Genomic DNA, 18,810 nt, shown 5'->3' on the forward strand with positions numbered 1-18,810 from the left:
TCCGATGCCACACGAAGGGAACTGTGCGTCGTTTTGCGTTAGCGGCGACATGAGCATCTACCGCGCCGCTGAGCTGAAGGATGAGCTGCTCAAGGCGTTCGATTCGGGTCCGGCGCTGTGCCTGGATCTTTCGCAGGTGGCCGAGTTCGATACCGCGGGCCTGCAATTGCTGATACTGCTGGCGCGCCTGGGCGCGGCCGGTGGCAAGGCTTTTCACGTCACCGCGGCCAGCGAGGCCGTCAACGACGTGTTCGCGCTGCTGGGCTACGGCGCCGCGCAGGATGGGGACTGGCTGTCGCGGGTGGCAGCCCGGACCACGGAGGGTGAGTCGTGAATCTGGATCAGGCGCTGCAAACCTTCATCGGTGAAAGTCGCGAACTGCTCGAGGAGATGGAGCAGTCACTGTTGTCGCTGGGTGCCACCACCGAGCCGGGCGAGGATATCCACGCCATCTTCCGGGCCGCGCACACCATCAAGGGTTCGGCCGGGTTGTTCGGCCTGGATGGCGTGGTGGCGTTCACGCATATCGTGGAGAGCCTGCTCGATCAGCTTCGCAGTGGCGAACAGGCCTGGTCCGAGGACATGGCCGGTCTGCTGTTGTCGGCGCGCGATCACATCGTGGCATTGATCGAGGCCGTAGCGGCGGGCGAAGAGCCCTCGACGCCGGTGCTGCAGCAGGGCGCCAAGCTGGCCACGGCACTCAGCGCGTGCATGCAGGGCGCCGTGGCCGAAGTCGCCGATCAGGCGCTGGCCGCGCAGGCCGATGCCGCGTCCACGCCAGACGCGGAAGACGGCCACTGGCATATCTCCCTGCGCTTTCACGCCGACACGCTGCGTCACGGCATGGACCCGCTGTCGTTCCTGTTCTATCTGCGCAATCTCGGGCAGATCGTGCATGTGGAAACGGTGGCCGATGCGCTGCCTTTGGATGGTAGCTTCGATGCCGAATCGTGCTATCTGGGGTTCGAGATCGCGCTGCGCGGGCAGACCGATCACGCCGCCATCGAGAGCGTGTTCGAGTTCGTGCTCGATGCCTGCGAGTTGCGCATTCTGGCGCCGGGCAGCACCGCCGAGCAGTTCGCGGCGCTGGCCGACGCGCTGCCGGAAGGCGCGGCACGGGCACGGCAGTGGCTGATCGCCTGCGCCAGCCTGCCCGCCGAGGCGGAAACATCGCCAACGGATGCGCGCGCTGATGCACTGCCCGCTGGCGGTGAAGTGAAGGGCGAAGTCGCGGCTTTGGCTGCGTCCGCCCCGTCCCCGGTTCAGGCGCTGCCGCCCAAGCCGCTCGAGTCGCGCTCGGTGCGCGTGGATGCCGATCGGTTGGATCAGCTGATCGACCAGATCGGTGAGCTGATCATCGCTTCGGCCGGTACCAGTCTGGCCGCGCGCCAGACACGTAATCCCGAATTGCAGGAGCGCAGCGCAACGTTGGCTTCGCTGGTGCAGGCGGTGCGCGAGAGCGCCCTGCAGCTGCGCATGGTGCGCATTGGCGCCACCTTCAACCGCTTCCAGCGCGTGGTACACGACACCGCGCGTGAGTTGGGCAAGGACATCGGCCTGATCATCCGTGGCGAGGACACCGAGCTGGACAAGACGGTGGTCGAGAAGGTGGCCGATCCGATCACGCACCTGGTGCGCAACGCCATGGATCACGGCATCGAATCGGCCGAGGTGCGCCGCCAGCGCGGCAAGAGCGAGCGCGGCACCATCACGCTGGAGGCCTGGCATGACTCGGGCGCCATCGTGATCCGGGTTGCCGACGACGGCGGTGGCCTCAACCGCGACAAGATTCTGGCCAAGGCCGTCGATCGCGGTCTGGTCGATGCCCATCGCCAGCTATCGGATAGCGAGATCTACGAATTGATCTTCGAGCCGGGTTTTTCCACCGCCGAGCAGGTCAGCAACCTGTCAGGTCGCGGCGTGGGCATGGATGTGGTCAAGCGCAACATCACCGCGTTGCGCGGCAGCATCAGCATCGACAGTACACCAGGGCAGGGCACCGCGATAAGCATTCGGCTGCCGCTCACCCTGGCCATCATCGACGGCTTTCTGGTGGAAGTGGGCAACGCCACGTTTGTCATTCCGATGGATGTCATCGACGAGTGCGTGGAGTTCTCGCAGGTGGGGCACAACGACTTTGCCAACCTGCGCGGCCAGGTGCTGCCGCTGATCGGCATGCACCAGGTGTTCGGGCTGGGCACCGGCGCGCGTTCCGGGCGTCGCAACATCGTGGTGATCCGTCATGCCGGGCGCAGCTTTGGCCTGGTGGTCGATGCCCTGCTGGGCGAGTTTCAAACGGTTATCAAGCCGCTGGCCAAGTTGTTTGCCGGCGTGCGTTGTGTCAGTGGCTCCACCGTGCTGGGTAACGGCAAGGTGGCGCTGATCGTGGACGTACCCGCCCTGGTCGACCAGGCGGGACAGGCTGCCCTGGCACGCGCCAGCGCGGCATCGGCTGCCGTGAGCGCGGCTTAACCTGCAAGGATAGAGGTGAGAGACAGGCCATGTTCTCCAATATTCGCATCGGAATCAGGCTGATTGCCGGCTTCATGCTGGTGGTGGCGGTAAGTGTGGTGGTGGGCGTGATCGGCATGTCGCACGAAGCCAAAATCACCACCCTGGCCAATGACATGTACAGTCGCCAGCTGCTGGGCCTGTCGCACATCAAGGAAGCCAATATCGACCTGGTCTACATGGGTCGGGCGCGTGCCAAGTTCCTGCTGGCCACCACGCAGGAAGAGCGCGCCCAGCGCAAGGCGGAAGTGGCCGACGCCGAGGCCAAGCTCAAGGAAAACCTGGAGAAGGCACGGCCGTTGCTGGTCAGCGGCGAGGCCAAGGCGCTGTTCGACAACTTCGAGCAGAACTGGAAGCTCTATGCCGCCGAAACCGCGCAGGCACTTGCGCTGGAGGCCCAGCAGCCGCTGCACAAGGCCGATAGCCAGCTCAATGCGCTGAACAAGAGTCTGTCCACGCATTCCGGGCAGCTGGATACCATCATGACCCGGCTGGGCAAGCTCAGTCAGACCAATGCCGACAACGAGCAGCTCGAGACCATGACGCTGTATCAGCAAAGCCGGCAGGAGATGATCGCCATCATCGCCGTGGGCGTGGTGCTGGGCCTGCTGCTGGGATGGCTGATCAGCCGTAGCGTGACCAAGCCGCTGCGCCATGCGGTGGACGTGGCCGACCGTCTGGCCGAGGGCGACCTCACCGTCAAGGTGGAAGCGAAGGGACATGACGAAACCGGTCGCCTGCTGCGCTCCATGCAGAACATGGTGGCCAAGCTTTCGGACGTTGTCAGTGAGGTCAACAGTGGCTCCGATTCGCTGGCCAGTGCTTCCGAGCAGGTGGCCACCACGTCGCAGTCGCTGGCCCAGGCGGCCAGCCAGCAGGCGGCCAGCGTCGAGGAAAGCAGTGCCTCGCTGGAGCAGATGACCGCCTCGATCGCGCAGAACACCGAGAATGCCAAGGTCACCGACGACATGGCCGGCCAGGCGGCCAGCGATGCCGCCGAGGGCGGCAAGGCGGTGGAGGCCACGGTCAGCGCCATGCGCGATATCGCCAAGAAGATCGTGATCATCGACGACATTGCCTACCAGACCAATCTGCTGGCACTGAATGCCGCCATCGAGGCCGCGCGTGCCGGTGAGCACGGCAAGGGCTTCGCCGTGGTCGCGGCCGAAGTGCGCAAGCTGGCCGAACGCAGCCAGGTGGCTGCCGCCGAAATCGGCGAGCTGGCCGGCGGCAGCGTGGAGATTGCCGAACGCGCCGGCGAGCTGCTGGGCAACATGGTGCCCAGCATCACCCGTACCTCTGATCTGGTGCAGGAAATCGCCGCCGCCTCCAGCGAGCAGGCGACCGGCGTCAGCCAGATCAATACGGCGGTCAATCAGCTCAGCCAGACCACGCAGCAAAACGCTTCCAGCTCGGAGGAGCTGGCCGCCACCGCCGAGGAAATGAATTCCCAGGCCGAGGCCCTGCAGCGCACCATGGCGTTCTTCCGGCTGGCCGGTGGCACGCGGACCGACAGCAGCAAGCCGTTGCGCGCCACCATCAAGCCAACACGTGGCGAGCGCGGTGATTCGAAGCGCCCGCCGGGACGCGGCATGGCCAAGAGCGATGCCGTCGACGAGCTTGAATTTGTCAGCTACTGAAAGGTGATGCCGTGACAGCCGTAAGCGAAAAGCAGGCCGCCGGCGAGACTGAAGCCGCCGGCGCGGTGCAGCAGGGGCAGTACCTGACGTTCACCATTGGCGGCGAAACCTTCGCCGTGAGCATCCTGCGGATCAAGGAGATTATCGAGTACACCGGCATCACCACGGTGCCGATGATGCCCGACTGCATCCGCGGCGTGATCAACCTGCGTGGCGCGGTGGTGCCGGTGCTGGACCTGGCCCTGCGACTGGGACGCGCCGCCTCGCCGGTGACCAAGCGCACCTGCGTGATCATCGTCGAGGTGCAGGACGATGAAGGCTGCCAGGACATGGGCATCGTGGTCGACGCCGTGCATGCCGTGGTCGACATGAGCGAGCAGGATATCGAGCCGCCGCCGGCCTTCGGCGCACGCATCCGCAGCGAGTTCATCGCCGGCATGGGCAAGCGTGACGGCGGGTTCGTGATCGTGCTGGATCTGGCCCATGTGCTGGCGCAGGAGGAGTTGGGCGCGCTGGCCGGGGGCACCGCGCAGGCGCGTGCCGCCGAGCACGCCGATACAGCGCAATAACTCGCATGGGGTTGAGGATGAACGCTGCCGTCACGCCAATCAGCGATGTGGAGTTCATGCGCTTTCAGCGCTTTATCCACGACTCGGCCGGTATCACGCTTTCGTCGGCGAAAAAGCAGTTGGTGGCCGGGCGCCTGGCCAAGCGGCTGGCCGCCTGTGGCTCACGCAGCTACTCGGAGTATTTCCGCTTCCTGCAGACGCCGGAAGGCCACGCCGAGCGCCAGCAGGCGGTGGATGTACTGACCACCAACGAGACCTATTTCTTCCGCGAAGCCAAGCATTTTGACTGGCTTCGCCGTCATGCCGAGGCCACGCATCGGCCCGGGCAGCCGTTCCGTGTGTGGTCGGCGGCGTGCTCGTCGGGCGAGGAGGCCTACTCCATCGCCATGGTGCTGGCCGACTGCCTGGGCGGTAATCCCTGGGAAGTGGTCGGCACCGACATCTGCAACCGCGTGCTGGAAAAAGCCGCGCGCGGACAGTATTCGGTGGAGCGGACCGAGCACATTCCCAAGCCGTACCTGCGCCGTTTCTGCCTGCGCGGTGTCGGGCGCCAGGAGGGCACCTTGCTGATCAATCGCGAGCTGCGCCAGCATGTGCGCTTCGCACCACTCAACCTCAATCAGCGGCTGCCGAACATGGCGCCGTTCGATGCGATTTTCCTGCGCAACGTGATGATCTATTTCAATACCGAGACCAAGCGCCAGGTGGTGGCGCGGCTGATTCCCGCATTGCGTCAGGGTGGGCACTTCTACATTGGCCATTCCGAGACACTGAACGACATCACCCAGGATCTGCGCGCGCTGGCGCCGGCCACCTATTGCAAGGGGACCTGAGCGATGCCAGCCATCAAGGTGATGGTGGTCGACGATTCGGCCGTGGTGCGTCAGGTGCTCAGCGGTTTGCTGGCCGAGGCGCCGGGGGTGGAGCTTCTGGCGGCGGTGGCCGACCCGTTGCTGGCCATGCAGCGCATGAAGATGAGCTGGCCGGATGTGATCGTGCTGGACGTGGAAATGCCGCGCATGGATGGCATCACCTTTCTGCGCAAGCTGATGGCCGAGCGCCCGACGCCGGTCATCATTTGCTCCACGCTGACGGAGAAGGGCGCGCAGACCACCATGCAGGCGCTGGCCGCTGGTGCCTTCACCGTCATCACCAAGCCCAAGATCGGGCTCAAGCAGTTTCTGGTCGACAGTGGCCGCGAGCTGGTGGCCGCCGTGCGTGCGGCATCCTCGGCCAATGTGCGCAGACTGCTGCCGGTGGGGCCGGCCGGTGACGGCAAGGTGGCCGCGAAGCTGTCGGCCGATGCCATTGCCGCGGCCAGCGAAGGCAATGCCATGGCGCGCACCACCGAGCGGGTGGTGGCACTGGGTACGTCCACCGGTGGCACACAGGCACTGGAGGCGGTGCTTACGACCTTGCCACGGGTATGCCCGGGCATCGTGGTGGTGCAGCACATGCCGGAAAAATTCACCGCCTCGTTCGCCGAACGTCTGGACAGCTTGAGCCAGGTGCAGGTGATGGAGGCCAAGAGCAACGATCGGGTGATCCCCGGACGGGTGCTGATCGCGCCCGGCGGCCGGCACATGGTGTTGCGCCGCTCCGGCGCGCAGTATCACGTCGAGGTGGTCGACGGCCCGCCGGTGAACCGGCACCGACCCTCGGTGGACGTGCTGTTTCGCTCGGTGGCCAAGTGCGCTGGCGCCAACGCGCTGGGCGTGATCATGACCGGCATGGGCGATGACGGCGCGGCGGGGTTGCTGGAAATGCGCCAGGCCGGCGCGCGTACGCTGGCGCAGGACGAGGCCAGCTGCGTGGTCTACGGCATGCCCAAGGAAGCGGTGGCGCGCGGTGCCGCCGAACGCACCGTGCCGCTCTCGCAGATGGCCCAGTACATCGTCGGGCAGAAGGCCGTGGGCTAGGGGTGAGCCGCGCCCGTCTCAGGCATCACCGAAGGCCGGCGCCGATTCGTTGACCTGGGGGCTGCTGTCCAGCCGCACATGCTGGCGCAGCCAGTCGGCAAATTCGCGTTCGCTCAGGGTGCCTTCGGCCAGGCCCATCATGGTTGCGTATTTTTCTTCGTCGCTTGCGATAAGGCTGGCATCGTTAAGGGCGAGAAAGACGCGATAACTGACATGAGCAGTTCGTTTGTTGCCATCAACAAACGGGTGGTTGCGGGCAATGGCGTGCGCCAGTGAGGCGGCCAAATCGGCCAAATCTGGTGGTGGGTGGCCATAGGCGAACATCTGCTTTGGTCGGGCCAACGCAGATTCCAGCAAGCTGTCATCACGAATGCCGCTAGCACCTCCATGCTCGGCCAACTGACGATCATGGATGGCGAGGGCCAGGGTCTTTTCTATCCAGACGACCATCGGCGTGCTCCTCACTGGGCCAGCTTGTGCAACACTTGGCGATCTTCACGCATGACCTGCTCGGCGACCTCCATCTGCCGCGCCAGCTCCGGATCATAGGCGGTCAGCTTGATGCCATCGGGCGTCTCCACCGCGTGCAGCTCGTCCCCCTTTTTAAGTCGAAGACGTGCCAGCAGGTCACGCGGAAGAATCACGCCGGCCGAATTGCCGACGGTGGTGATCTTCAGTTTCATGAAGTGGCTCCGCAAAGGTCAGAATCACGTTATAACAAAAGTTATATCGTGTTGCACGTCGGCTATGCCGCGTGCCGTTCTGCCCGGGCGGTCATCACGCTACCGGCGGGCGGTATCCATCCCGGTGGGCATAAAAAAAGCGCGGACCTGTGAGGGCCCGCGCTTTTGCTTTACCCAGGTGAGGCGCAGAGGGCGCTTCAGGCGTCCTCGTCCATGTAGGCCTCGATCGGCGCGCACGAGCACATCACGTTCTTGTCGCCGTAGACGTTGTCCACGCGCGCCACCGGCGGCCAGTACTTGTGCGTTTTCAGCACCGGCAGCGGGAAGGCGGCCTGCTCGCGGCTGTAGCCGTGCGTCCACTCGGCGGCCATCACCATGGTGGCCGTATGCGGGGCGTGCTTGAGCGGGTTGTCCTCGCCGTCGGCCTTGCCATCGGCAATCGCGGTGATTTCCTCGTGGATCTGGATCATCGCATCGCAGAAGCGGTCCAGCTCGTACAGCGATTCGCTCTCGGTCGGCTCGACCATCAGCGTGCCGGCCACCGGGAAGCTCAGGGTGGGGGCGTGGAAGCCGAAGTCGATCAGGCGCTTGGCCACATCTTCGGAGCTGATGCCGGTGGACTTCTCCAGCGGACGCAGGTCCAGAATGCACTCATGCGCGACCAGGCCGTTGCGGCCGGTGTAGAGCGTCTTGTAGTACGGCGCCAGGCGCTTGGACACGTAGTTGGCGTTGAGCAGCGCGGCCTGGCTGGCCTTGCGCAGGCCTACCGGGCCCATCATGGCGATGTACATCCACGAGATCGGCAGGATCGAGGCCGAGCCGTAGCTGGCCGCCGAGACCATGCCAACCTCGCCTTCGCCACCCAGCGTGCGCGGCAGGAATGGTGCCAGGTGCGACTTGACCGCGCACGGGCCCACACCGGGGCCGCCGCCGCCATGCGGAATGCAGAAGGTCTTGTGCAGGTTCAGATGGCTGACGTCCGAGCCCCACTTGCCTGGCTGGGCAATGCCGACCAGCGCGTTCATGTTGGCGCCGTCGGTGTAGACCTGGCCGCCGTGCTGGTGGATGGTCTCGCAGATGGCGACCACGTCTTCCTCGAACACGCCATGCGTGGACGGGTAGGTGAGCATGATCGCGGCCAGGTCGTTGGCGTGCTTTGCGGCCTTTTCGCGGATGTCGTCCAGGTCCACGTTGCCGTTGGCGTCGCACTTGGTGACCACCACCTTCATGCCGCACATCTGCGCCGAAGCCGGGTTGGTGCCGTGCGCCGATTCGGGAATCAGGCAGATGTGGCGATGGCCCTCGCCGCGCGAGCGGTGATAGGCGGCAATGGCCAGCAGGCCGGCGTATTCGCCCTGCGCGCCGGAGTTGGGCTGCATGCTGATCGAGTCGTAGCCGGTGCACTGCACCAGCATCGCTTCCAGTTCGTCGATCAGCTGCTTGTAGCCCAGCGTCTGCTCGGCCGGCGCCAGCGGGTGGATGTTGGCAAATTCCGGCCAGGTGATCGGCAGCATTTCCGCCGTGGCGTTGAGCTTCATGGTGCACGAACCCAGCGGGATCATGCTGCGGTCCAGTGCCAGATCCTTGTCGGCCAGCGTGCGCATGTAGCGCAGCAGTTCGGTTTCGCTGTGGTGGGTGTTGAACACCGGATGGGTCAGGAACGCATCCTGGCGTTGCGCCTGGGGCGGCAGCGCGTCGTCGGTGCTGGCGTCGAGCGTGTCGATGTCGTCGATGCGCGCACCGAACAGCGCCGCCAGTGCCTTGACGTCCTCGCGTGTGCTGGTCTCATCCAGGCTGATGCCGATGTGGCCGCCGTCGATGCCGCGCAGGTTGATGTGCTGCTCGCGGGCCTTGGCCAGCACCGCTTCGGCATCCACGCCGCTGACATAGAGCGTGTCGAAGAAATCCTTGCCGACCTCGACGCCGGCACTGCGCAGCGCACCGGCCAGGATGGCGGCCAGGCGATGCGTGCGGCGGGCGATGCGGGTCAGGCCTTCCGGGCCGTGGTAAACGGCGTACATGCCGGCCATCACCGCCAGCAGCACCTGCGCGGTACAGATGTTGGAGGTGGCCTTCTCGCGGCGGATGTGCTGCTCGCGGGTCTGCAGCGTCAGGCGATAGGCGAGCTTGCCTTCGGCATCCACCGAGATGCCGATCAGGCGACCGGGCATGGAACGCTTGTAGGCATCGCGACAGGCCAGCCACGCGGCATGCGGGCCACCAAAGCCGAACGGCACACCAAAGCGCTGGCTGTTGCCGATGACGATATCGGCGCCCCAGCTGCCCGGCGAGGCGATCAGGGTCAGCGCCAGCAGGTCGGTGGCCACCGCCACCACGCCCTTGCGCGCATGCACGGCCTCGGCCAGCGCGGCATGATCGCCGATGCGGCCAAAGGTGTCCGGGTATTGCACCAGCACGCCGTAGCTGTCGGCATCGATGGCCTTCTCGATCGGCCCGACTTGCAGGTCGATGTCCAGGCTCTCTGCGCGCGTGCGCAGCACTTCCAGCGTCTGCGGGTGCACCGTGTCGGCCACGTAGAACAGGTTGGATTTGGACTTGGACGAGCGCTTGGCCAGGGTCATGGCCTCGGCGGCGGCGGTGGCCTCGTCCAGCAGCGAGGCGTTGGCGATCTCCATGCCGGTGAGGTCGGCAACCATGGTCTGGAAGTTCAGCAGCGCCTCCATGCGGCCCTGCGAGATTTCTGCCTGATACGGCGTGTAGGCCGTGTACCAGGCCGGGTTTTCCAGGATGTTGCGGGCAATCACGGCCGGCACGTGGGTGCCGTAGTAACCCTGGCCGATGAAGCTGCGGAACACCTGGTTCCGGTCGGCCATGGCGCGGATGCGCGCCAGCGCTTCTTCCTCGGTGACCGCGCCGGTCAGCGCCATTGGCTGCTGCGACTTGATGGCGCCGGGCACGATGGCGTCGGTCATGGCGTCGAGCGAGTCGTAGCCGATGACTTCAAGCATCTGCGCCATTTCGGCGTCGTTGGGGCCGATGTGGCGCGCGACGAAGGCGTCGTGATGCTCAAGATCACGCAAGGTGGGGGCGTTCTGGCTCATGGCGGCATCCGAAAGTTGCAAAGGGCATGTGGGGCGAAACATTGGCGAAAAGGCATGCCGCCGCACTGGGCACAATGGGGCCTTGGGCGGAAACCTGTCTTGACGCGCCCCTCTGTCCTTTTGCCTGAGAGTTTGGAAGCGTTACACGCTTCGTGCCCCTTCGGCGCCGGATTGAACCGGTCTCTCCAGAGTATGTGCACGCGGTGGTATGGGAGCCTGAGCGATTACGGGCGTTGCGCCTTCGGCAGCGGGCGTTGCGGCCCGCTTCTCCCACCGAGTGGTGTGTCTCAAGGGCCGCAATTATACGGCGCTTGGCAGCGGATTTCGCCTCCCGTGAAAGGTGGCGCATCTACACCGCTGGGACGCGCCTTGGGCTAGGCTTGGGGCCTTCTCGGGCGCCGGCGGGCGCGGCAAGTGTTCTCAAGGGAGCGTGGCATGTTTGATGTGGCCGTGATCTGTCTGGTGATCACCGCATTGCTGGCGTATGTGAACCATCGGTTCGTGCATCTGCCCTCGGCGATCGGCGTGATGGCCATTGCCCTGGCGCTGTCACTGGTGCTGGTGATCTTGAATGCGCTGGGCGTGGGCGGACTGCACCACTACGAAACCCAGTTGCTCAAGCAGATCGACTTTCAGGAGGTGGTGCTCAAGGGCATGCTTTCGATCCTGCTGTTCGCCGCCGCGCTGGAGGTGGATATCAGCAAGCTGCGCTCGTACTGGTGGCATGTCGGCGCGCTGGCGGTGCTGGGCACGGTGGCGTCCACATTGCTGATCGGTTTCGTGCTGTGGTGGGCGTTGCCATTGCTGCACCTGAACCTGTCGCTGCCGTGGTGCCTGATTTTCGGTGCGCTGATCTCACCGACCGATCCGGTAGCGGTGGCCGGTATCATCCGCTCGGCCGGCGCGCCGGAAGCTCAGAACACGGTCATTTCCGGCGAATCGCTGTTCAACGACGGCATCGGCGTGGTGTTGTTCACGCTGCTGCTGGGCATGGTCGCCGGTGGCCACGGGCCTTCCTGGAGCCACGGGCTGGAACTGCTGGGACGCGAGGCGGGGGGCGGCATCGTCTACGGCCTGGTGCTGGGTTATGTCACCTACCGCCTGTTGCGTTCGATCGACAACTATCAGGTGGAAACACTGATCACGCTGGCCGCGGTGCTGGGCGGCTATGCACTGGCGCGCCAACTGCATGTGTCCGGTCCGCTGGCGATGGTCAGTGCCGGCCTGGTGGTGGGCAATCGCGGCCGCCAGTTCGGCATGTCCGACACCACGCGCCATCACCATGACATGTTCTGGGAGCTGCTGGACTGGATGCTCAACGCGGTGCTGTTCGTGCTGATTGGCCTGGAGTTCACTGCGGTGTCGTTCTCGCCGCAGGTGCTGGCCGTGTCCGGGCTGATGATCGTGGTCACGCTGGCCGCGCGGCTGCTCTGCGCTGGCCTGCCGGTGGGGCTGCTGCGACGCTTCTTCCGTTTGCCGCAGGGCTCGTGGCTGGTGCTGACCTGGGGCGGATTACGCGGCGCCATTTCGGTGGCACTGGCACTGTCGCTGCCGGCTGGCGAAAACCGTGATCTGGTACTGGCGATGACCTACTACATCGTGGTGTTCTCGATCCTGGTGCAGGGGCTTAGCATCGGCAAGGTGGTGCGACGCATGGCGCCACGGCCGCAGACGGAGGGGTCATGATCAACATCCGTGGACTGGATCATGTGGTGCTGCGCGTGCGCGATCTGGAGCGCGCCGCGACGTTTTACATCGATGTGCTGGGCTGCCGGCTGGAAAAGCGCCAGGACAACCTGGGGCTGTGGCAGCTGCGCGCCGGCCTGTCGCTGATCGATCTGGTCAGCGTCGATGGTCGCCTGGGGCGTGAGGGTGGCGCCGCGCCGGGCCAGGAGGGCCACAACATGGATCATTTGTGCGTGCGCGTGGAGCCGTTCGAGGCCGATGATATTCGCCAACATCTGTCGCGCCATGGCGTCGAGGTGGGCGAGACCGGCTCGCGCTATGGCGCCGAAGGCCAGGGGCCATCGATCTACATCAACGATCCGGACGGCAATCGCGTGGAGCTTAAGGGGCCGCCCGATCTGCCGGCTGGCTGAGCGCTTATCCGGAGGGCGGGTCCGGGCGTTCGATGAACGGTCGGGCGGCATTGAGCTTGTACAGGCCATAGGCACCAAAGCCGGTCAGCCAGCCGAGGATGGCGCCATACATCTGCTGGCCGAAGGCGCGGCCGATGACAATGCCCAGAAGCGTCAGTGTGGCGAACAGCGCCGAGCCTTTCAGTGCCGTCTTCAGGCCCAGCTTGTCTTGCGCCGCGCGCAGGCGGCGATCGGCTTCGGCATCGGACAGACCGGCCAGTTCGGGCAGGTCCTGGCGTCGGAAATACAGCGGCATGGGCGGATCATCAAGGCGGTGATAGCGCCCGAGTATGCCTGCTACCTGCAAGCGGATGCACGCGATCGGGCGCGTCGGGGAGGTGTCTGCCAGGCGCGACAAACGCGGGGGAGATATCCCCTCGCGCAGGCAGCATGCGGTGTATGACCTGGCGGTAGTTGCGTGTGGCTGAATGTTTGCACGGCACGCCTGCCATGCCCGTACCTGAAGCGTGCATCCATGGCGCAAGCGCAGGTGACGCTCTCATACATCGAACAGTTAGCAGACCCCTGCTAAACAACACGGGTCCGCAGCGCTGTTTTCCCTCCGGCGCGGCCATCTTCGGAGCAGATGCATGATTGCCTTTGAGAGCGGTTTGTTTATCCGCATAGAAGAGATGACCGGCCCGAGAGCGCCGGTTCCCCGGCCGCTGCAGAGTGGCTTCGTCGTCGATTGCGGATATCGCGTATTGGGCCTGTATAGCCCGGCTGAAACATCAGACGCCTACATGATGCTGAGCAACGACCGCGACGAGATCTGGTTCATTTCCACGCGTCACGTGCGCACCGCGGGCATGGGACCGGAAGATGCGTTTCGGCTGCCGCTGTCACAGCTGAGCGCGGGCCTCTGACAGGTCATTTGCCAGCATGGGTTCGGCCAGTGGTTCGCGTGGACTGCCCAATCGCCTTGCGTCGACTTAAATCGTGCAACGTCGGTCTGGCCGCGCACGTCTTGCAGATATGGGACAATACGGTCGGCCGGAGGGCGGGATTTTGCTGCCGGGCTCGTGGAACGCGATCACTCGCTGGCCCCCAAAGGTCCCCGGCAGACAAAGAAAAAGCCCGCCTTTCGGCGGGCTTCATCTAGAATTGGTGCCAGGAGAAGACGCAAAATTACATCATAAGCGATTGATATTGATGTTTTTTATTGTTTCTTCTTGGTAGATGTACCCTCAGAAATATCCGCTTCACTAGCGTCGGTCTCTGAGGTGGGTTAATCAGCCTAATCTCTATATGAACGGTTGATAAATGCCTACTTGAACAATGCGTGCCTAACCGTCGTTGGGTTTTCCGTCACTTTGTTGATGACCGCTCTTTCGAACACAGGCGTAGTGGCTATTTCGTGGGCTGCATGCTCGGGATCAAAGACATTGATGATCTTGAATTGCGTCGCGTGACCGTGTCCCGAACTGTTTGCGGGTGAGGGTATCTGTGCAGGCATGCGCAGAGGCCTCACTGGGGGCGTAGGCAGGTCCCTGGCACCGACCAGGCCCCCCTGTGCGTATCCATAGACCTCTGCGGCAAAGTCTTCTACAGCGGCCATGCCGCGCTGGTTGATGTCCAATAGCAGGGGCAGCATGCCGGGCTGAGCGGTGGATTCACGGCGAATCACGGTTTCGCCCTTGTGCACGTCGCCAGCGCGTTGATACTTGCCACCGTGCCCCGTGTATCCGCCTTCTGCGTAACCGTTGGTCACTGACTGTTGTCGGATTTGGGCGACATTTTCCAAGCCGGCAGCTATGGCGGCCGCTGCCGCCGCAGCGCCAAGCGCGGGGCCGACATAGGGAATGGATGCCATTGCCGCGTATGCCTCGGTGGCGCTTTGATACGTGTTGATGATGGCTTGGGCAATGGCTGTAGCCTTGCCGATGCGCGCCATTTTCTTGTTGTGGCTCGTGCTCAGTTGTGCCAACTGACCGAACAGGCTGGAGGATATTTGCAGCTGCGCCTGCTGCCTCGCCTGCTCGATCTGGGTCATCTGCTGATCGTGCTGCTGCTTGATGGAAATCTCTTTTGCGTCCCACTCCTGCTGCGTGCCGATTTTCTTTTCGCGGAACGTATTCAACAGGGCGATCTGCTGTTGGTACCACTTTTCAAGCTGGGCCTGGGCTTGATCGTTGCGAAACAGCTCGCTGAAGGCGCCGCCAACTTCGGGTGCCAGGCCCTGATATTGCGGCGCCTTGGTGAATGCCTGGTTGACTACGCGGCCGGTCTGCTGGGTGTATTCGGCTGACTTGATGATGCCCTTTTGCAGCGCATCGTTGAGCGTCTGGATCTGCGCCTGCGCGGTTTCCGTGGCGGCCTCGGCCGGCGTGCGCAACGCCTCGCGCAGCTGCTCGTAAGCCTGTTTGGCCTGCTCGGATAGCTTGGTCAGCGCGCCTTCGCGGATCTTGGCAGCATACGTGACCGCATCGGCTACCTGCTGCTGCACCTGGCCGACATCGGCGCCGTGTTTGATGGCTTCGCCGCCCGCCTCGGCCGCCTGCTGCACGGCCTTGATGTAGTCATCCCACACCTTTTGCGTTGGCGTCAGTGTCTGCGTGCGCAGGCTATCCACCGAGGCCGCCAGCTTGTCATTGGCTGCTTTCAGCTCGGCGGCAGCCTTGGCGGCCTTCTTGGGGTCGACCACGGGTTTGGCGGACCCCGAACCATTGCCATAAATGCTGCCAATGAAGTCACCGGCGGCACCGCCAATCTGATTCTTCAGTGGTGCATCACGACGCTTTTGCAGCTCGGCCTGCACCTCCTGGCGTTCTTTCTCAAGCCGCGCCAATTCGCCGCGCAGGTTGGAAGTGGATGACCCACGCACCGCGCTGTAGATGCTGGCGACGCTGCCTAGAAAGCCGGACGACGACAGCGCCGATGGCTTGGCCGCATTCACGAAACGCTGCCCGGCCGATTGGTCAAGGCGCTTCTGTACGGCGGCGATGCGCTCGCTCAGGTCCGTATATTGGTTCAGCAGGCCGTTATAGCTTTTGTCCGCCGTGCGGCTGAATACGTCAGTGACGGCCACCCGCAAGCCATTGAACGCCGAAATGGCCTTTGCCGTTTCAGATGTCAGCGACACCAGCCCGGACACCATCGCTGCAAAGCCTGCTTTCACGTCGGGGCTTTGCAGCGTAGTGGTCAACTCGCGAATGGAATTACCGGCGTCGGTAAGGTTGCCGCCGTCGCCTTCCAGCAAGTCACCGAAGGCGTTTTTCAGCTGCTTGAGTGCACCGCCGAAAGTTTGGGCAGCGGCACGGGCGGTGCCACCCATTTTGCCAGCCAGCGCATCGAGGATGATGCCCTGGGCTTTGGCTGCTTGACCGGCATCGACTAGCGCCTTGATTTGGGCTTTCTGTTGGTCGGTGAAGATGATGCCCACGCGCTGCAACGCCGTCAGGCCCTTTACTGGATTGTCCAGTGCGCGTCCGACCGCTAGCGCCGATGCCTTCAGGTCTTGGCCGAGCGCGGCGCTCATGTCGAGAGTCGCCTCGACGGCGCGCTTGTACTCATTGCCATGAATGTTCTTGAAGGAAAGCAGCAGGGCTTCCATTTCCTCGACGGCTTCGTCGCCGTATGTGGTCACCTGCTGCATTGCCCCGGCCAAGTCGACTAGATCCTTTTTAGTCAGGCCCGCAGCCCCACCCGTGGATTTGAGGCGTTGTCCAAGCTGGCGTAGCGCATCCTCCTGGCGGGTCGTCGCCTCGATTACATCCTTGAATACAAGGCCGCCTCCCAGCGCCAGCAGAGCACCATGCAGCGACCCTGCCAGCTTGTTGAGCTTGCCGAAACCGGCGTTGATTTTTGCCGCCGCGCGTTCGCCTGCTGCGCCCGTTGTCTTGAATTTGGCGTCGAGCTTGGACAGCCCTGCCGTGGCCGGTTGTAAATCGGCACCGGCCTTGAGCATCAGCAGGTAGTCGCGCTTGGCCATAGTTAGGTCCTTATAGGGACCAGCCCGCCACTTCGCACCGGATCACCCGGCGGGCTGGTCAATGAGGGTGATCCGGCCGCCTACGGAAATCGCTGGTTAGTTGATCGGTGTTTTGACGATGCCTCGCCAATCGATGAAGCGCACACCAAACTGGTGACGTACCTTCCAGCTACGGGCGTCGACGCGGAAGCCGTCCTCTTCTTCGATATGAGGCGCCGGCTCATCTTGAAGCGTGGCCATCTCGGCGGTATCGATCTGCGTGGTAGACGCCAGCAAATAAAAGGCGCTGGCTGCGAGCCGGGGCTCCACCACAAGCTCCAGCGAGCTGATCCAGGGCGCCACCATCTGTTGATCCGAGCCCTGATTGGCTCGGGCCGCGCTGGCGGCAAGCAGCACCTCGGCCGTCTGTTCCAGTTCGGCCGGGACCAGCAGGACACGCGGCACCAGGTTCAGCAAGCCACCGCCTACGGCTTTTTGCTTGCGCAGCATGGTGCGTGCGGCGCCGAGCGCGTCCGCGTCAAGGCCGGATACGGCGCCGGCCAAATTGGCATGGTCCACATGGAACAGCGCTTTTTCATCCTGCATGGACTGGCCGGTACCAGCATTGAGGCCGAACAGGTTGTATACCTCATCCGCTTCCAGGCGGCTGGCCGCCTGGCCCATGCCGCTGGTAATACGCAGAAACGCGCCAAAGTTATCGTTGATGATGGCCTCGCGGGACAGCTGCACGATGCGGCCGAACTTCTCGACCGAGAAGGGAACCGATGCATTCTCATCCATGGCGCCGTTCTGGTATTCCCCATATTCGGGCACCTTCTTGAGATCGGGCGCAGACCCCAGCGCGATCCGGGTCTGTGGCTTGAAGTCGGGAACACGACCGGCCCGAACCCACGCCTTGTGGGAACTGGGCTCATTTTCGTAACCCTGGCTCAGAGCCCGGCTGGTGGTATTCGCCAGCAGCTCTGGAAAGTCACTGGTGCTCAGAGCCGCCTTCACCAAATGCTTGTGCTCGAAGCCTTCAGGGCTGCGCCCGCTGCGACTCAGTGATGCCCGTGCAATGTCAATGAGCGAAGTACGCATAAAGTCACGGGCGCCGGCATGGGGCTTTTCCACCTTGTAGCCGTTGCGCATCAGAAGGGCATCGCTGGCGGCCTGAACGAAATCGACGCGTGGGTCTTCGTGAATATGGATGTCACGCACCCCGGCCAGGGGTTCGCCACGCTGGCCGAGCATGTCCATCACCTGCTGGCGAACGGCTTCGACGCTCATGCTCGGATCAACCAGCGCACTGGTCATCAGTTCCTGAATGCGGTCACCGGTGGGGCCGCCACGCGCCACAAACGGTTGCATCATCGAAACAATGGTCTGGTTACGCTCGCGAATGGCTGCGGCCGAAGGCGCGCCACCCCCGCCCCCTTGGTGAGTGTCGGCGGGCGCCTGGAATCGCTGCGTGCGATGGGTCTTGAGTTTCATGCGTGTCTCTCCGTCCAGTCGAATGCGCGGCTTCTCCACAGTGGGAAGCTGCAAAGGGTGCCGGCGCGCCGCAGCATGGGCGAGCTGGCGGATGTCTTCGGGCGCATCATCAAGCAGGCGATCAAGGTCCGAAGCGCGGGCATTGGCCAGCGCCTGAGCATTGGCGTCTTCGGTATTCGTGGGCACACCGATAAGCGTGTCGGCAAAGCCGGCCTCCAGTGCCTGCTCGCCGTTGTAGTAGTGATCTACCCCGTCTTGCAGCAGCGCCAGCATGTCGGGTTCATTGGTCCCGCTTTTGTGGGCATAGGCGGCAGCCATGGTGGTGGCGTACTGGTCCAGCACATCGGCCATACCGCGCATGTCCAGCGCGTTGCCCTGAGCCAGGCCCCACGGCGCGTGGATCATCAACAGAGATAGCGCCGGCATCTGCACTTCATCGCCGGCCATGGCAATGAGGCTGGCGCTGGACATCGCGACGCCGTCGACAGTAACCACCTTGCGTGCCGGATGGCGGCGAAGCGCGTTGTATATCGCCATGCCATCGCTGACGCTGCCGCCGTAGCTGTTGATGCGCACGTTGATTTGCGACGTGTTGGCGGGCAGTGCTTGCAGCTGCTGCGCTACGCTGATGGCGCTGACCGATTCCTCCAGCCAGCTGTCCCCGATATTGCCGTAGATAAGAAGTTCGGCTTCGCCATTGGCGAGGGCGCGAACCGTCATCAAAGGTGCCCCAATATCGCGACTGAGCGCAGGCATGGCGGCTTCAGGTTGGCTGGTCCGTTTCATCGTCGTGGTGCCCCTCTAGGTCTGAGGGCATCGTCCATGCGAATGCAGGGACATCACCACCGCTTGCATGTCCGTAGCGCCCCAGGATGCGGCTGAAT

General features: G+C 63.8%; 15 protein-coding genes, 1 pseudogene and 1 riboswitch. Of the genes and pseudogenes, 10 read left to right on the forward strand and 6 right to left on the reverse strand.

All coding sequences use genetic code 11. The features are described 5' to 3' along the window. Positions 1-4: 4 nt before the first annotated feature. The 7 genes and pseudogenes from HBF24_RS13820 (at position 5) to HBF24_RS13845 (ending at position 6,639) form a co-directional block, all read left to right on the forward strand. Positions 5-334: an STAS domain-containing protein gene (locus HBF24_RS13820; protein ID WP_343162770.1), complete on the forward strand. Its 330-nt coding sequence runs from the start codon at positions 5-7 to the stop codon at positions 332-334. Continuing rightward, a complete protein-coding gene (locus tag HBF24_RS13825; protein WP_167173927.1) occupies positions 331-2,472 on the forward strand; it encodes a chemotaxis protein CheA in 2,142 nt (713 codons plus the stop codon). Before HBF24_RS13820 ends, HBF24_RS13825 begins: the two co-directional genes overlap by 4 nt. Positions 2,473-2,501: 29 nt before the next feature. Continuing rightward, positions 2,502-3,035 (forward strand): annotated as a pseudogene (locus HBF24_RS17495) (MCP four helix bundle domain-containing protein); the annotation flags it as partial. A 45-nt stretch (positions 3,036-3,080) separates the two neighbouring features. Further along, positions 3,081-4,151 carry a methyl-accepting chemotaxis protein gene (locus HBF24_RS17500; RefSeq protein ID WP_343162771.1) on the forward strand — a complete coding sequence of 357 codons (1,071 nt, stop codon included), beginning with the start codon at positions 3,081-3,083 and terminating at the stop codon, positions 4,149-4,151. A gap of 65 nt (positions 4,152-4,216) precedes the next feature. Further along, a complete protein-coding gene (locus HBF24_RS13835; protein ID WP_343162772.1) occupies positions 4,217-4,720 on the forward strand; it encodes a chemotaxis protein CheW in 504 nt (167 codons plus the stop codon). A 17-nt stretch (positions 4,721-4,737) separates the two neighbouring features. Beyond that, positions 4,738-5,553 carry a protein-glutamate O-methyltransferase CheR gene (locus HBF24_RS13840; protein WP_167173936.1) on the forward strand — a complete coding sequence of 272 codons (816 nt, stop codon included), beginning with the start codon at positions 4,738-4,740 and terminating at the stop codon, positions 5,551-5,553. Between the two features lie 3 nt (positions 5,554-5,556). After that, on the forward strand, positions 5,557-6,639 hold the full coding sequence (locus HBF24_RS13845) for a chemotaxis response regulator protein-glutamate methylesterase (RefSeq protein ID WP_167173940.1): 1,083 nt from the start codon (positions 5,557-5,559) through the stop codon (positions 6,637-6,639). Positions 6,640-6,657: 18 nt separating this feature from the next. On the opposite strand, the gene HBF24_RS13850 is transcribed toward HBF24_RS13845, so the two are convergent. The 3 genes from HBF24_RS13850 to gcvP form a co-directional block, all read right to left on the reverse strand. Further along, positions 6,658-7,089: a type II toxin-antitoxin system death-on-curing family toxin gene (locus HBF24_RS13850; RefSeq protein WP_167173944.1), complete on the reverse strand. Its 432-nt coding sequence runs from the start codon at positions 7,087-7,089 to the stop codon at positions 6,658-6,660. A gap of 11 nt (positions 7,090-7,100) precedes the next feature. Continuing rightward, positions 7,101-7,322 (reverse strand): AbrB/MazE/SpoVT family DNA-binding domain-containing protein, encoded by a 222-nt coding sequence (locus HBF24_RS13855; RefSeq protein WP_167173947.1) that lies wholly within the window; start codon positions 7,320-7,322, stop codon positions 7,101-7,103. A gap of 197 nt (positions 7,323-7,519) precedes the next feature. Next, positions 7,520-10,384 carry an aminomethyl-transferring glycine dehydrogenase gene (gcvP, locus tag HBF24_RS13860; protein ID WP_167173950.1) on the reverse strand — a complete coding sequence of 955 codons (2,865 nt, stop codon included), beginning with the start codon at positions 10,382-10,384 and terminating at the stop codon, positions 7,520-7,522. A gap of 102 nt (positions 10,385-10,486) precedes the next feature. After that, a riboswitch (glycine riboswitch) is annotated at positions 10,487-10,583 on the reverse strand. Positions 10,584-10,819: 236 nt separating this feature from the next. Here gcvP and HBF24_RS13865 point away from each other — a divergent pair. After that, complete coding sequence (locus HBF24_RS13865) at positions 10,820-12,070, forward strand: sodium:proton antiporter (protein WP_167173953.1); 1,251 nt, start codon at positions 10,820-10,822, stop codon at positions 12,068-12,070. Further along, positions 12,067-12,483, forward strand: a complete 417-nt coding sequence (locus HBF24_RS13870; RefSeq protein WP_167173956.1) for a VOC family protein — start codon at positions 12,067-12,069, stop codon at positions 12,481-12,483. Before HBF24_RS13865 ends, HBF24_RS13870 begins: the two co-directional genes overlap by 4 nt. Positions 12,484-12,487: 4 nt before the next feature. Here the strand turns inward: HBF24_RS13870 and HBF24_RS13875 are convergent, their stop codons facing one another. After that, positions 12,488-12,778 carry a hypothetical protein gene (locus HBF24_RS13875; RefSeq protein WP_167173959.1) on the reverse strand — a complete coding sequence of 97 codons (291 nt, stop codon included), beginning with the start codon at positions 12,776-12,778 and terminating at the stop codon, positions 12,488-12,490. 334 nt (positions 12,779-13,112) lie between these two features. On the opposite strand from HBF24_RS13875, the gene HBF24_RS13880 reads away from it, so the two are divergent. Next, entirely contained in the window at positions 13,113-13,388 is a 276-nt protein-coding gene (locus HBF24_RS13880; protein WP_167173962.1) for a hypothetical protein, read from the forward strand. Between the two features lie 401 nt (positions 13,389-13,789). On the opposite strand, the gene HBF24_RS13885 is transcribed toward HBF24_RS13880, so the two are convergent. Beyond that, complete coding sequence (locus HBF24_RS13885; RefSeq protein ID WP_167173965.1) at positions 13,790-16,453, reverse strand: phage tail length tape measure family protein; 2,664 nt, start codon at positions 16,451-16,453, stop codon at positions 13,790-13,792. A gap of 96 nt (positions 16,454-16,549) precedes the next feature. Then, entirely contained in the window at positions 16,550-18,712 is a 2,163-nt protein-coding gene (locus HBF24_RS13890; RefSeq protein ID WP_167173968.1) for a ClpP-like prohead protease/major capsid protein fusion protein, read from the reverse strand. Positions 18,713-18,810 lie beyond the last annotated feature (98 nt).

The organism is Oleiagrimonas sp. C23AA (genome assembly GCF_011759385.1).
Lineage (GTDB): Bacteria > Pseudomonadota > Gammaproteobacteria > Xanthomonadales > Rhodanobacteraceae > Oleiagrimonas.

Bases quoted from the DNA above. Each gene is read 5' to 3' on its own strand.
- HBF24_RS13870 (WP_167173956.1), top strand. From the start codon at position 12,067: ATGATCAACATCCGTGGACTGGATCATGTGGTGCTGCGCGTGCGCGAT.
- HBF24_RS13885 (WP_167173965.1), bottom strand. From the start codon at position 16,453: ATGGCCAAGCGCGACTACCTGCTGATGCTCAAGGCCGGTGCCGATTTA.
- HBF24_RS13875 (WP_167173959.1), bottom strand. From the start codon at position 12,778: ATGCCGCTGTATTTCCGACGCCAGGACCTGCCCGAACTGGCCGGTCTG.
- HBF24_RS13865 (WP_167173953.1), top strand. From the start codon at position 10,820: ATGTTTGATGTGGCCGTGATCTGTCTGGTGATCACCGCATTGCTGGCG.
- HBF24_RS13855 (WP_167173947.1), bottom strand. From the start codon at position 7,322: ATGAAACTGAAGATCACCACCGTCGGCAATTCGGCCGGCGTGATTCTT.
- HBF24_RS13840 (WP_167173936.1), top strand. From the start codon at position 4,738: ATGAACGCTGCCGTCACGCCAATCAGCGATGTGGAGTTCATGCGCTTT.
- HBF24_RS13845 (WP_167173940.1), top strand. From the start codon at position 5,557: ATGCCAGCCATCAAGGTGATGGTGGTCGACGATTCGGCCGTGGTGCGT.
- HBF24_RS13880 (WP_167173962.1), top strand. From the start codon at position 13,113: ATGATTGCCTTTGAGAGCGGTTTGTTTATCCGCATAGAAGAGATGACC.
- HBF24_RS17500 (WP_343162771.1), top strand. From the start codon at position 3,081: ATGATCGCCATCATCGCCGTGGGCGTGGTGCTGGGCCTGCTGCTGGGA.
- HBF24_RS13820 (WP_343162770.1), top strand. From the start codon at position 5: ATGCCACACGAAGGGAACTGTGCGTCGTTTTGCGTTAGCGGCGACATG.
- HBF24_RS13890 (WP_167173968.1), bottom strand. From the start codon at position 18,712: ATGAAACGGACCAGCCAACCTGAAGCCGCCATGCCTGCGCTCAGTCGC.
- gcvP (WP_167173950.1), bottom strand. From the start codon at position 10,384: ATGAGCCAGAACGCCCCCACCTTGCGTGATCTTGAGCATCACGACGCC.
- HBF24_RS13850 (WP_167173944.1), bottom strand. From the start codon at position 7,089: ATGGTCGTCTGGATAGAAAAGACCCTGGCCCTCGCCATCCATGATCGT.